Genomic DNA, 14,500 nt, shown 5'->3' with positions numbered 1-14,500 from the left:
CCCTTGGTCCCTGGATCCGAACATGACCTGAGAGTGCCATGGCGGGCGCGCGATGACCAGCCCCTTCCCGCCGTCCGCCTCCCCACCGTTATTCCGCAACACCGGGCTTAAGCAGGCTTTCAAGCTCCTGGGCCACATGGTTCGGGGAGGTCGTGCCGCGTGCCAGCAGCTGATAAAACACCGGCACCACGAACAACGTGAAGGCCGTGGCAAAGGTCACGCCAAAGAAAATCACGATGCCGAGAATGACCCGACTTTCCGCTCCGGCACCGCCAGCAAAAATCAACGGCACCGCGCCCATGGTGGTGGCGATCGAGGTCATCAGAATGGGCCGCAGACGAATCTGGCAGGCTTCGACAATGGCGTCGCCGAAGGCCCGACCCTCGTCACGCAGCTGGTTGGTGAACTCGACGATGAGAATGCCGTTCTTGGCCGAGATGCCAACCAGCATGACAATGCCGATCTCACTATAGACATTGAGCGATTGGCCGGTGATGAACAGCCCGATCAAGGCCCCCGCCAACGCGAGAGGCACCGTCAGCATAATCACCGTCGGATGGACGAAACTTTCAAACTGCGCCGCCAGCACCAGGAACACCACCACCAGCGCCATGCCGAAAATGAACAACAGCGACGACGAGGATTCCTTGAATTCGCGAGATTCGCCCTTGTAATCGATGCGCGCCGTCTGCGGCAGCTCCTTGGCCGCCGTGGCTTCGAGATGCTGAATGACCTCGCCCATGGAATAGCCCGGCGTGATATTGGCCGACAGGGTCACCGAACGCAGCCGGTTGAAGCGGCTGAGACTTGCCGCCGTGCCGCGTTCCTCGAACCGCACCAGGCTTGAGAGCGGCACGAGCACGCCCGATTTGTCCGAGCGCACATAGATATCGGTCATGTCATTGGGGCTGCGACGGTCTTCCGTCCCGGCCTGCAACATGACGTAATATTCCTTGCCGCGATCGACAAAGGTGGTGACCCGGCGAGAGTTGAACATGGTCTCGAGCGTACGCCCGATATTGCCAATGGAGACGCCCAGATCAGCAGCGCGGTTCTGATCGATGGTGATCAGAATCTGCGGCTTGGTTTCCTTCAGATCGGCTTCGAGGCCACGGAGCCCAGGATAGGTCGCAAGCGCCGCCAGCATGCTGTCACGCCAGGCCGCGAGTTCCGTGTAACTGTCGCCGCCAATAACGAATTGCACCGGCTGGCCACGGCCGCCGCCAATGGTTTTAAGGCCACCGAACATGACCGGAAAGGCCGTCACATCGGCAATCTGCCGCAAGGCCGGACCAAGCCGCGTCATGACCTGATCGGCGGTTTCATTGCGCGCGCCCCAATCCACCAGATTAACGACGCCGAGGCCGGTATTGAACTGATCAGCCGACCCGTAACCCGGGATACGCACCAGCGTGCGATTGGCGAGACCCTCGGTGGACAGCACCGAAAGCACGTTTTCAACCGCCGCCATATTGCGGATCATGGCGTCATAGCTTGTGCCTTCGGCGGCGGTGACCATGACGGTAAATTTGCCGCGGTCTTCGGTCGGGGCAAATTCCTGCGGCACGATCTTCAGCAGACCGGCAATCAAAACAAGCACAGCGACCATGCCCATGACCAGCCATTTCGGCCGCGCGAGCACCTTGCGCAGACTGTCCGCATAAACCGCCGACACTCGCAGAAACAGCCCATCGACCATCCGGGACAGCCGGCCATAGCCATCCGTCGACGGCTTCATGATCTTCGAACACATCATCGGCGTGAGCGACAAAGCGACAATGCCCGACAAGCCAACTGCGCCGCCAAGCGCCACAGCAAGCTCGGTGAAGACGCGCCCGGTGGTGCCTTCGAGAAACATGATCGGCACAAAGACGGCAATCAACACCAGGGTGGTCGCCACCACCGCCATGCCGACCTGTCGCGCCCCGTTATAGGCGGCCACAAGCGGCGGCTCGCCGCGTTCCATGCGGCGATGAATATTCTCAAGCACAATGATGCTATCATCGACCACAAGACCAATGGCAAGCACCAGCGCGAGCAGGGTCACGAGATTGACCGAATAGCCGAACGCCGCCAGCACCATGAAGGACGCGGTGATGCACACCGGCACCGTCACCGCCGGAATGAGCGTCGCGCGCAGACTGCCAAGAAACAGATAAATGACCGAGATCACCAGCACCATGGCGATGCCAAAGGTCAGATAGACCTCATGAATGGCCTGTTCGATGAACACGGAATCATCCGAGGCCACCGCGAGCTTCAAATCTTCGGGCAGGGTTTTGGTGATCTGGTCCACGCGCGCGCGGACATTGCGCGCCACTTCAAGCGTATTGGCCTTCGATTGTTTGACGACGCCAAGCCCGAGCGTGCTTTGCCCGTTGGCACGGAACAGATTGCGATGCTCCTCGGCCCCGAGTTCGACGCGGGCAACTTCGCCGAGCCGCACGAGATAGCCGCCGTCCCCGCGCTTCAGCACCAGCGCGGCGAAATCCTCCGGCGACAGATAACTGCGCGCGACACGCAACGACAATTCCCGCTCATCGGTTTCAAGACGGCCGGCCGGCAGTTCGACATTTTCCGCCTTCAGCACATTTTCTACATCGCTCACCGTCAGCCCGCGCGCCGCGAGCTTGGTGCGGTCGAGCCAGATGCGCATGGCATAGCGCCGCTGGCCTGCAATGCGGATGCTTGAAATGCCATCCACCGTGCTCAGCTGATCGATCAGATAACGGTCAGCGAAATCGGTCAGCTGCAGCCCATCGCGGCGCGAGCTGGAGAGCGACATCCAGATGATCGGCTGACTGTCAGCTTCGGACTTCGAGATCTGCGGGGCTTCGGCCTGATCGGGCAAACGCGCGGCCACGCGGGAGACGCGGTCCCGCACGTCATTGGCGGCAAAATCGATATCGCGGCCGGCGATGAATTCGATATTGATGTTTGATTGACCGTCGCGGCTGGCGGAGGAGATGGAGCGCACGCCCTCGATGCCGCTGATCTCATCCTCGATCAACTGGGTGATCTTGGTTTCGACGATGTCCGACGACGCGCCCGGATAAATTGTCGACACCGACACGATCGGAGTGTCGATATCGGGATATTCCCGAAGCGGCAGCATGCGAAACGACAGTATGCCGAAGGCCACCAGAAGCAGGCTGATCACCGTCGCGAATACGGGGCGTTTGACGGAAACATCGGAAAGCATCATAGCCCGCGATCCTCACTCATCGGTTTTCACCGGCTTAATGAACCAAAGATTTGAAGGCTTCGATCTGTTCGCGCACTTCGACCGCAACGCCATCACGCACCCGTACCAATCCCTCGACGATGACCGGCGTGCCGACAGCGGGGCCGGTCACAAGTTCGACGGCCCCCGGTTTGCGGCGGCCGATCTCGACTTGCACGGCCCGGGCCTTGCCACCTTCGACCACGAACACATATTGGCGGTCCTGCACCGGCACCAGCGCCCGGTCGGGCACCGCCAGCACCTTGTCGGAACTGCGGATGACATCGACCGCGATCAACATGCCGGGACGCAGCAACTGGTCGGGGTTGTTGACTTCGGCGCGCACTGCAACCGCCCGCGTCGCCGGATCGACCCGGCTGTCGACGGTGGTCACCTTGCCGTGAAACTCACGTCCGGGATAAGCGTCGCTTTTGGCGGAGATATCGAGACCGGATCTGAGGGCCGAGATATAAATTTCCGGTACCGAGAAATCGAGTTTGATGATGTGAATGTCGTCAAGCGTCGCCACCGCCGTCGACGGCTGCACCAGCGTGCCGGGGCTGACCTGCCGGAACCCGAGCACGCCATCGAAGGGCGCCCGGATCAGCCGGTCTTTCATGCGCGCCTCGATCCCGCTCACCCGGGCGCGGGCGGCATTGCGTTGCCGCAACTGGGTGTCGAGCGCTGCATTCGACGCATTGCCGCGTTTGGCCAGATCGGCGATGCGGTCATGCTGCTTTTCGGCTTCCTGAAGATTGGCCACCGCCTCGGCCAGGCTCGCGGCTTCCTCGCCATTGGTCAGCTCGACCAGCACATCGCCCTTTTTCACCACCTTGCCGTCTTCGAAATTGACGCTGCGCACGGTTTCCGTGACCTTGGCGGTAATGGTGACGGATTCATTGGCCTTGGCCGTGCCGATGCCGCGAATGCGATCGATGAAGGTCACTTCGCTCACCGGCGCGGTGATCACGGGTGCTTGCATCGGTCCATGACTGCTCCGCCCACTGTTGCTGACCACACGATATCCGGCCGCCAGAACAAGTAGCGCGACCACGACAATACAGGTGGCCACGACCGGATGACGTCGCACAATGGACATTAAAAACGCTCCTTGTCCGAAAAATTGCCCGGCAATTTCTCGACGGCCGACGGATAATCAGGGGTGGAAATCTGACGTTGGAGGTACGAAATTGTCATAAATCTGTCAATGCGTTAAAGAAACTGACCCTGGGAAATCACAGGAACGTGAAGACGTAAAGCATCCTCTGCCTGTAGCAGACGAATATGTGTTTAGTGTTACGTAACCCAACAGCAAAACCCTGCGCCCGTCAGAAATTTAAGTTCGCTCAGGAATTTTCCCCTCCCTATTAATCTGACTTTAAGACCAGATCGACATACTTCAGGCTGAATTACCGTGAGACCCTGCCAAAGGAACGGTCCCGAACAGCGATCACCATGATGGACGCAGCCACCCAAACGATGCGCCACCTTCCGCAAGACAGCATGGCCGAGCGCCGTCTTTGTCTGCGCTTTTTCACGCTGTGGGAGAATCTCGCCGCCGGCCGCGCCATGCCCGCACTGCAGGATTTCACAGCGTCGAGCCTGGCCCCGTTCAAGAACCGCAGTCTGCTCATTGATCTTCAGGACGGACCCGAAGGCGCCAGTTTCCGTTATGTGGGCGAGCGCATTGCGACAGCGCTTGCAGTCCCGCTCCAGGGTGCGCCGCTTGATGCGGTGCCTGCACAGAACCTGTTGACCCACCTGATCGCCCGCTGCCCGGACGTCATCGCGAACCGCGCCCCCATCACCTTCGATGCCGAGGTTTGCGACCGGGAGGAGAACCGGAGCCTGCCCTATCGCGCCGTCCTTGCACCGCTGAGCCGGGATGGCGACCATATCGATTTCCTGATCGGGGTGCTGAGCTGGCGCCAAACCAGCACACCTCTCGACCTCGGAACCGAACTCACCCAGTTGCGGGAGACGGCGCAATCAGCAGGTCGCACCCGCGCCGCCTTGTATGATCTTCTGGTCCGCATCCATGGCTTTGCCAGCCAGTGTGCCGCCGCCCCGGAGGAACTCGCAGTCCTCCTGAGAGACAGCGGCATCCGCACCCAGAAACGCGCCCGCGAAACCGCCATCCTCAAACTGGTGTTCGGCAAGGATCATGACAAAACCCGGCTGACCGAATATGCGGCAGCGCTCGCGCTCGCCACCCGGGAGGACCTTGACAGCGCCGCCTTCCACGCTCGGCTCACGTCTTTTTCCGGCGGGCTCAAGGCCATGGTGCGGGCGGAACGTCAGGCGCGCAATCCGGGCACGGACGCGGTTGTCCCCGAAGTTCTGGCCACTCTGCCTGACTGGCGGCCGAACCCCGGCCCAACGGGCGAAGAGCTGACCCTCCGCGCCCGCAGAACGGGTGACGGACAGATCGAAATCATCGGCGTCACGGTCCGGAAAATATCCTGATCCGAACATTGTTTACGCCCGCGATCCCCGACAGTATAGTCGGGTCATAAAGCCTTTCTAAAGGCTTATAACAAAACGGCATCGCCCGCAACCTGCGCGGGAACGACTGACCGGGCCAGAGAAATATCGTCGGGGTCCCCTGCAATCGGGGTGACCACACCTGTCTCTGCAACCCCGAGGGCCCAAGCCGCCCTCTGTCAGACCTCAAGGATCACAGCGCAATGCCGTCCTGGACGCAACGCGAAGCTCATATCGCCCATGTTGTCGATTATGCCCAAAGCCGTTTGCCCAAAGCCGATTTTGCCGCCATGCGCGGGTTTATCCACGCCGTGCTCGACAAGGCCGCGCCCGAGGACGTGATCTTGCGTCCGGTTGAGATGCTCTATGGCATCCTCCTCAGCATGTGGAAGTTCTCCACCCGGCGCAGCCCCGGCACGGCGCGGCTCCGGGTATTCAACCCGACCCTTGAGGAACATGGCTGGCACAGCTCCCATACCATCATCCAGATGGTCAATGACGACATGCCGTTCCTGGTCAGCTCCGTCACCGGCGACCTCGCGTTATCAGGCACCGAGATTCATTTCATCCTGCACCCCATGGTCGACTGCCCGCGCGACGCCGACGGCAACCGCAGCAGCGCCAAGGATGCGACGGTCATCCGGGAATCCCTCATTCATCTTGAGATCGATCGCAAGACCGCGCCCGCCGTGCTGGCCGCCCTTGAGCTGCGGCTGAACCATATTCTCGCAGATGTCCGCGTCGCCGTGCAGGACTGGCCGGCCATGCTGGAAAAAGTTGATATCGCCCGCGCCGACCTCGGCCAGGGACCGAAAGCCCCCAAAGCCGACTCTGACACCGCCGCCAATGCCCACGAAGCCATGGCCTTTCTCGATTGGCTCAAGGACAATCATTTCACCCTGCTCGGCTATCGCGCCTATTCCCATGTCCCGACTGAAGCCGTGGCCGGAGAGGGTCTTGGCATTCTCCGCGATCCGGCCCGTCAGGTGTTTCGCCGTGGCGCCGACTTCATCGCCATCTCCGATGAAATCCGCGATTTTCTGCACAGCGATGCGCCTATGATCATCAGCAAGGCCAATGTCAAATCCACCGTGCATCGGCCGGTGCATCTCGATTACGTCGGCATCAAGATCCATGACGACAGCGGCCGCGCCGTAGGCGAGCATCGTTTTGTCGGCCTGTTCACCTCAGTCGCCTACAGCCGCCGGGCCGAGACCGTCCCCTATCTCCGCCATAAGGTCACCCATATGCTGGAGCGCGCGCGGTTCGAACGCCGCAGCCATGACGGCAAGGCGCTCCTGCATATTCTGGAAAGCTTCCCGCGTGACGAGCTGTTTCAGATCGACGAAGACGCCCTGTTTGAAACCAGCATGGGCATTCTCTATCTGCTCGAACGCCCCCATGCCCGCGCCTTCCTGCGTCAGGATCCCCATGGCCGCTTTGTCTCGGCGCTGGTTTACGTGCCGCGCGAACTCTATGAAAGCAACCTCCGGAACCGCATCGAGGCCATTCTCTGTGATGCCTATAAGGGCGAAATCTCGGCCCGCCATGCCCAATTGAGCGACGATGTGATCGCCCGCTGGCATTTCATCATCCGCACCCGGCCGGGCCAGACGCCCATCGTCAGTGCCGCCGACATCAATGTCCGCATCGCCCAGGTGGCCCGCGGCTGGCGCGACCAGTTGAAGGAAAGCCTGGTCAAGCGCTTTGGCGAAGAACGCGGCATTGCGCTGTTCGAGCGCTATGCCCATGTGTTCCCGGCTGCCTATCGCGACAATTTCTCCCCCGAGTTCACCGTCATCGACATCGAGAAATTCGAGGCAAGCGGCGCCGGCGAGGTGCAATATAATTTCTATCGTCTGGCCGAAGACCCGGACGACGCGCTCCGGCTCAAGATCTATCACCCCTCCGCCGTCATCCCCTTGAGCGACGTCATGCCGCTTCTGGAAAATCTCGGGCTGCGGGTGATCGAGGAAGACGCCTATGACATCGCTTTCCCCGATCAGAACGGCAACGGCGAAGGCTGCCTGCACAGTTTTTATCTGAGAGAACCGCATGGGGCCGAGATCGCGCTCGCCGATGTCAAACCGCGCCTTGAGGACACGCTCCATCAGGTGGCGGCGGGCCGGGCCGAAAATGACGGCTTCAACAGCATGGTGCTGCGCGCCGGGCTGCAATGGCGGGAGGTCGTGGTGCTGCGCGCCTATGCCCGCTATCTGCGGCAGCTTGGGCTCGCCTATAGCGAAGATTATGTGCGCCAGACCCTGGCCGACAATCCGGTCATCGCCCGCGCGCTGGTGGCCTTGTTCGAAGCCCGCTTCAACCCCGCCCTTGATGATGACAGCCGCGAGGCCGAAAGCGAGACCGTCAACAGCGCCATCAACCGCGCCCTCGATCATGTGACAAGCCTGGATCAGGATCGCATTCTGCGCGCCTTCCGCAATTGCCTGCTCGCCACCCTCCGCTGCAATTACTATCAGACCGGAACGGATGGCAGCCTGCGTCCGGCCCTCGCGCTCAAAATCAACAGCCGCGAGGTCAAGGAAGCCCCGCTGCCGCGCCCCTACGCCGAAATCTTCGTCTATGCCCCGCGGGTCGAAGGCGTCCATCTGCGCTTTGGGCCGGTGGCGCGCGGCGGCCTTCGCTGGTCCGACCGGCCGGAAGATTTCCGCACCGAGGTGCTCGGGCTCGTCAAGGCGCAGCAAGTCAAGAATGCGGTCATCGTACCGGTCGGGGCCAAGGGCGGCTTTTATCCGAAACATGCGCCGAAAACCGGTGACCGCGACGCCGTGCTTGCCGATGGCGTCGCCTGCTACAAGACCTTCATCAGCTCGCTCCTGGATGTCACTGACAATCTGTCGGGCGATCATCTGATCCCGCCGGAAAATGTCGTACGGCACGACGGCCCCGATCCCTATCTGGTGGTCGCCGCCGATAAGGGCACCGCGAGCTTCTCGGACTATGCAAATGCTATCGCCGAGGACTGCGGCTTCTGGCTCGGCGATGCTTTTGCCAGCGGCGGCTCCCATGGCTATGACCATAAGAAAATGGCCATCACCGCACGCGGCGCGTGGATTTCCGTTGAACGCCATTTCCGTGAACATGGCATCGACCTCAAGACCACGGGCATTTCGGTGGTCGGCATCGGCGACATGTCGGGCGACGTGTTCGGCAACGGCATGCTGCGTTCCGACAAGATCCAGCTTCGCGCCGCCTTCGACCATCGCCATATCTTCCTCGACCCGACGCCCGATCCGGCCAAAAGCTACGCCGAACGCCAGCGGCTCTATGACCTGCCGCGTTCCTCCTGGGCCGATTACAACCCGAAACTCCTGTCAAAGGGCGGCGCGATCATCGACCGCAAGGCCAAATCTGTGACGCTCTCGGCCGAGGTCCGCGCCTGGCTCGGAGTTGGCGAGGAGCCGCTCATCCCCAATGACCTGATCCAGCTCGTGCTCAAGGCCAACGTCGATCTGCTGTGGATTGGCGGCATCGGCACCTATATCAAGGCGGCCTCCGAAAACAACCGCGACGTCGGCGACCGCGCCAATGATGCGCTCCGTGTCAATGGCGGCGACCTCCGCTGCAAGGTGGTCGGCGAAGGCGGCAATCTCGGGTGCACCCAGGCCGGGCGCATCGAATTTGCCCGCACCGGCGGAGCCATCAACACCGACTCCGTGGATAACTCAGCCGGGGTCAATTGCTCGGACCATGAAGTCAATATCAAGATCCTGCTGAATGGCCTCGAACAGGACGGCGTGCTCAGCCGCCCCGATCGCGACAAGCTTCTGGTCGCCATGACCGACGATGTGTCGGCGCTGGTGCTCATCCATAACTATCTGCAGACGCTGTCAATCACCCTAACCCAAAGCGGCGGCTCCAAGGCCCTCGACAGTCAGGCCCGGCTGATGACCGCGCTTGAGAAAACCGCCAGCCTCGATCGTAGCATCGAAGGCCTGCCAAGCGACGAAACCATCGCCGAACGGCGCGCCCGCGACGAAGGCCTGACCCGGCCGGAAATCGCCATTCTGGTGTCTTACGCGAAAATGGCGGCCAAACAGGCCATCGCCAAGCATCCGGTGGCCGAGGACAGTTTCTTCAATGCCGATCTGGCCGCCGCCTTCCCGCCCCGGCTGTCTGCGACCTATGGCGACGCACTGGCCAAACATCGCCTGCGGCCGGAGATCATCGCCACCGTGCTCGCCAATGAAATGATCAACCGCATGGGCCCGGGCTTTGTCCATACGGTGTCTGAACAGGCCGATTGCGAACTGGCCGACGTGGCTCGCGGCTATGCCGTGGTGCGCGAGATCTATGGTCTCAAGTCGCTGTGGCAGCAGATCGACGCCCTGGACGACCAGGTGCCAGCCTCAGTGCAAACCCGGCTTTATCTCGATGTGGCCGAATTCACCCGGCTGTTCACCATCTGGCTGTTGCGCCGCATGCCGCGCGGCGAGGCCATCGCCCATTCGGTCGCCCGCCTCATGCCCGGCATAGAGGACATGATCTCCGCCCCGCTCGAAATCCTCGACACGGTGCAGTTAAAACGGATCGAAGCCAAGGCCGCCGTCTATGAACAGGCCGGAGTGGCCAAGGCCCTCGCCCTCCGCATCGGCGCCCTTGAAGCCCATGCCACCACCGGCGATATCGTCGAACTGGCTCATGACCTCGGGCGCCCGGTCGAGGATGTGGCGCGAGCCTATTACTATCTCGGAGACAGCGGCGGCTACACCTGGCTCAGGACCAGCACCGAGGAAATCCCCTCCGGCGACCATTGGGAACGCCTGGCCGCCATCGCCATTATCGAGGATATCCTAGATCAGCAACGGTCCCTGACGGAACGCGCGCTCGGCGGCGGCACCACCAAAACCGACGGCGTGACCATGGCCCAAACCTGGATCGCCGCCAACGACGCCGCCCTCCGCCGGGCGAACGTCATGGTCAGCGAACTCCACAACACCAACCTGACCCCAGCCAAACTCGGCTACGCCACCCGCCACTTGCGAGCCCTGCTGTTACGGTGAAGGCAGCTTCTCCCGCCGTCTCACAAAAAACCTGTCATGCCCGGGCTTGACCCAGGCATCCACCTTACGGACTGAGACATGGATTGCCGGATCAAGCCCGGCAATGACAGATATATTAATGGTGGGAATTCCGGTGAACACCTGGCGAAACCAGCTTCGTCAGCAGCCTTGATCACCTCGCCATTAAACGTGGAGCCGCCGGGCCGAATGACGGCCGCCTGCCAGATCGGCAGCGGCCAGACCACCTCCACAAAATGTCATGCCCGGGCTTGACCCGGGCATCCATCTTGCGGACTGAGACATGGATTGCCGGGTCAAGTCCGGTAATGGCAGATATATTAATGGCGGAAATGGCGCATGCCGGTGAAGACCATGGCGAGACCGGCTTCGTCGGCGGCTTTGATCACTTCGTCGTCGCGCATGGAGCCGCCGGGTTGAATAACAGCCGTGGCCCCAGCTGCCGCTGCGGCCAGCAGGCCATCGGCGAAGGGGAAAAAGGCGTCTGAGGCCACAACCGAGCCCTGGGTGAGCGGTGTGCCGCCGACCGTGGCCGCCGCGTCTTCGGCTTTCCTTGCGGCGATGCGGGCGCTGTCAACGCGGCTCATTTGCCCGGCACCGATGCCCACCGTGGCCCCGTCCTTCACATAGACGATGGCGTTCGATTTCACATGCTTGCCAACGCGGAAGGCAAACAGCAGATCATTGAGTTCAGCCTCCGACGGCTGGCGCTTGGTGACGACTTTGAGATCATTGCGGGTGACCCGGCCGCTGTCGCGGGTCTGCACCAGAAGCCCCCCGGCCACCGTCTTCACGGTAACCCCGGGCTTGGTCGCATCACGCAAGCCGCCCGTGAGCAGCAGGCGCAAATTCTTCTTGGCGGCGAAAATGGCGATGGCTTCGGGATCGGCATCCGGGGCGACCACGACTTCGGTGAAAATTTCGGTGATGGCCCTTGCCGCCGCCGCATCAAGCGGGCGGTTCGCCGCCACGATGCCGCCGAACGCGCTTACCGGGTCACAGGCCAATGCTTTTTCATAGGCTTGCAGCAGGGTCGCCCCCACCGCGACACCGCAGGGGTTCGCATGCTTGATGATGGCGATGGCCGGAACGGCCGGATCGAATTCCGAAATCAGCTCGAACGCGGCGTCGGTGTCATTGATATTGTTATAGCTCAGCTCCTTACCCTGAAGCTGACGCGCGCCGACAATGCCCGGCTCGTTGGTCACGCCGCGCCGATAGACCGCCGCCGCCTGATGGGGGTTTTCCCCGTAACGAAGATCCTGAAGCTTTTCACCCGCCAGCACCAGACGATCGGCAAAGCTCTCGCCCAGCACATCTCCGGCGAACCAGGCCGAAATGGCGGCGTCATAGGCGCCGGTGCGGGCATAGGCCTTGGCCGCGAGCTTCTGGCGCAGGGCAAAACCGGTGCTGCTGTCGTTCGCGCTCATTTCCGCCTGCACCGCCACATAATCAGCAGGGTCGGTGATGACGGTGACAAAGCGATGATTTTTGGCCGCCGAACGGATCATGGCCGGCCCGCCGATGTCGATATTTTCGATGCAGGTCGCAAGATCCGCACCGCGCGCCACCGTGGCCTCGAAAGGATAGAGATTGACGACGATAAGATCGATGCCGCCGATGTCATAATCCTTCATGGACATGGCATGTTCCGGGTTGTCGCGCACCCCAAGCAGCCCGCCATGGATTTTCGGATGCAGCGTCTTCACCCGGCCGTCGAGCATTTCCGGGAAACCGGTGTAATCGGCCACTTCCCGCACCGGAACGCCAGCATCGGCCAGAGTCTTGGCGGTGCCGCCGGTGGACAGGATCTCAACGCCTGCCCCGGCCAGAAAGCGCCCGAACTCGACAAGGCCCGACTTGTCGGACACGGACAACAGGGCCCGCTTGACGGCGACGCGATCGATCATGGCTTTTCTCCAGAAACATATACTTACGACATGCCGGATACCGGCTTTGCGGTTGGGTACGGCATCAAACCACCCGAGGCAAGGATTTTATCGGAGTCTAGACCGTCCGGAAAGCCCAACGGATTTGCCGCGTCTCACCGTTCAGGCGTCCGCTCACGACAATCTGCCGCGTCCGACGCGGGAAGGCCGGAGCTCCGAAATAAAGGCTGTCCTCGATGGCCACATCGCCGCCCGAGGCGAGAAACCGCAAGGCGCGTCCGGACGGTAGACGGATCAGAACACCTTCATCGGCGGCGAGCAAGCGCGGCGTCGCCTCGGGATGCAGATGAAAGCGCAGATCGAAATATAGCGTACGCCGGGCCCCTGAGTCTTCCGCCTCAAGCGTGTCCTCACCACGCAATTCCTCGCCCCGCGCCGCCAGGAAAAAACGACGGCGATGCACATAGTTGAACTTCTTGCTGTAGCCGTCATGCTCAAGATCAAGAAGCAGCGCGCCGTCCTCGGCCTCGTTGCGGTCGAGGCTGACGGCGCTAGGCCCCTCGCCGATCAGACCGCCGGGCAAGATCTGGCTGGAATTGGTGTCATTGATCACCAGAGTCGAATGCGCCGCCGTGGCCCGAGTCAAACGCCCGAGATCATCGGCCGACTGACCGAATGGCAGGGCCGCCGGATCGGGCAGGCAATCGACGCTGCCGCAATTGACCACCACGCGCTCCGCGCCAAGGCTCATCTCGAAACTGCCGGTGCCCGCATGATGGCGGCGACTGAGCGCGCCCACCGGCGGCGGCCCGCCATCGATCACCACCGCAAGCGCGCCGCGCGCCAGCCGCTGGAACCCGGTATGGAGGCCGTTGTCGAGCGGATCCATGCTTTTATAAGGCTCGGGCAACCGCGCGAGCAGCGGCGGACCATCGGCGTAGGCCCCATTGAACTGCGCCAGCCGCTGATCACCATGGGTCAGCGCCTTCAGGGCAGGGACAATGCGATCAAGGGCGCGGGTCACGGCACTTGACACCGGTTCTTCAACAGCGGCGTAAATGGCGCTCAAACTTATAAGATCGCGCAATACCCGGGCCAGATCCGCAGGCGAACGGGATAGAAACCCACCATCGCCCTGAACCATACGCTCAAGCTCCGCCGCCAGTTGCTGGCTGCCCTGTTTCAGGCGGCTTTCGCCATTCGGCAACAACAGGCCGCTGGCCACGAGGCCTACAAGCGCCGTCACCCGGTCAGGCCCCGGCTCCATAGTGGCGACCCCGAGGCCGAGAAAGCGCGCCTGCCGGGCCATGCTGTTCAGCACCCGGCTGCGATAAACATGATCTTCGCTCGCGAGAATCAGCGGCGCATAAGTCATCCAGGACAACAAACGACGACCAATAACGCCCGGTTCCCAAGCCGGAGAGGGCCAACGATCATGGGCTTGACACCAGGCCCTTACATGAGCTTCGGCCACCCGCCGCGCCGCTGCCTGATCGGCCACGGTGGCCAGATCACGCAACCAGGAGAAGCCCTGCAACCAGTCCCACCAACCGGGCGCAAGCCGCGACGACGACCACAGAACCTGTGGCGTCCAGCGATCCGGATCTTCGCCGTTCGCGCTGCCCGCACCTTTGAGAACCTGGCCCGCATGATGAAAGCGCCCGGCCAGAATCCCGGCGCCCACGGCATAATCGCCGGGCCAGGGATCTTTCGGAACCTTGAGAAGACGGATCGGATGCGGGCCGCTCGCAATCACCGCCGCTGCCAGCATGCGCGTTTCCGCCCGCTTCAAGGCATGGCGGGCCGCCCGTGCCGTGCGCGCGAAAAACGCATCCTTGGTTCGCCGGATTTCACTCATATCA

6 protein-coding genes are annotated in these 14,500 nt (G+C 61.9%); 2 read left to right on the top strand and 4 right to left on the bottom strand.

Annotated features, from left to right (window positions below; genetic code table 11):
- Positions 1-88: 88 nt before the first annotated feature.
- Together NYP16_RS00365 and NYP16_RS00360 are read right to left on the bottom strand one after the other, a co-directional pair.
- Entirely contained in the window at positions 89-3,205 is a 3,117-nt protein-coding gene (locus NYP16_RS00365; RefSeq protein WP_274942120.1) for an efflux RND transporter permease subunit, read from the bottom strand.
- A gap of 34 nt (positions 3,206-3,239) precedes the next feature.
- Positions 3,240-4,322 (bottom strand): efflux RND transporter periplasmic adaptor subunit, encoded by a 1,083-nt coding sequence (locus NYP16_RS00360; RefSeq protein ID WP_274942119.1) that lies wholly within the window; start codon positions 4,320-4,322, stop codon positions 3,240-3,242.
- A 356-nt stretch (positions 4,323-4,678) separates the two neighbouring features.
- On the opposite strand from NYP16_RS00360, the gene NYP16_RS00355 reads away from it, so the two are divergent.
- Positions 4,679-5,689: a PAS domain-containing protein gene (locus NYP16_RS00355; RefSeq protein ID WP_274942118.1), complete on the top strand. Its 1,011-nt coding sequence runs from the start codon at positions 4,679-4,681 to the stop codon at positions 5,687-5,689.
- A gap of 221 nt (positions 5,690-5,910) precedes the next feature.
- Positions 5,911-10,731, top strand: a complete 4,821-nt coding sequence (locus NYP16_RS00350; protein WP_274942117.1) for an NAD-glutamate dehydrogenase — start codon at positions 5,911-5,913, stop codon at positions 10,729-10,731.
- A 338-nt stretch (positions 10,732-11,069) separates the two neighbouring features.
- On the opposite strand, the gene purH is transcribed toward NYP16_RS00350, so the two are convergent.
- Together purH and NYP16_RS00340 are read right to left on the bottom strand one after the other, a co-directional pair.
- Positions 11,070-12,659: a bifunctional phosphoribosylaminoimidazolecarboxamide formyltransferase/IMP cyclohydrolase gene (gene purH / locus NYP16_RS00345; protein WP_274942116.1), complete on the bottom strand. Its 1,590-nt coding sequence runs from the start codon at positions 12,657-12,659 to the stop codon at positions 11,070-11,072.
- Positions 12,660-12,756: 97 nt separating this feature from the next.
- A complete protein-coding gene (locus tag NYP16_RS00340; RefSeq protein WP_274942115.1) occupies positions 12,757-14,496 on the bottom strand; it encodes a heparinase II/III family protein in 1,740 nt (579 codons plus the stop codon).
- Positions 14,497-14,500 lie beyond the last annotated feature (4 nt).

The sequence above is a fragment of the Govania unica genome, from assembly GCF_027920805.1.
Taxonomy (GTDB): Bacteria; Pseudomonadota; Alphaproteobacteria; order Sphingomonadales; family Govanellaceae; genus Govanella; species Govanella unica.
This window is presented reverse-complemented; position numbering and strand designations above follow the sequence as displayed.

Coding starts and splice junctions, on each gene's coding strand:
- NYP16_RS00365 (WP_274942120.1), bottom strand. CDS start 3,205: ATGATGCTTTCCGATGTTTCCGTCAAACGCCCCGTATTCGCGACGGTG.
- NYP16_RS00340 (WP_274942115.1), bottom strand. CDS start 14,496: ATGAGTGAAATCCGGCGAACCAAGGATGCGTTTTTCGCGCGCACGGCA.
- NYP16_RS00350 (WP_274942117.1), top strand. CDS start 5,911: ATGCCGTCCTGGACGCAACGCGAAGCTCATATCGCCCATGTTGTCGAT.
- NYP16_RS00355 (WP_274942118.1), top strand. CDS start 4,679: ATGATGGACGCAGCCACCCAAACGATGCGCCACCTTCCGCAAGACAGC.
- NYP16_RS00360 (WP_274942119.1), bottom strand. CDS start 4,322: ATGTCCATTGTGCGACGTCATCCGGTCGTGGCCACCTGTATTGTCGTG.
- purH (WP_274942116.1), bottom strand. CDS start 12,659: ATGATCGATCGCGTCGCCGTCAAGCGGGCCCTGTTGTCCGTGTCCGAC.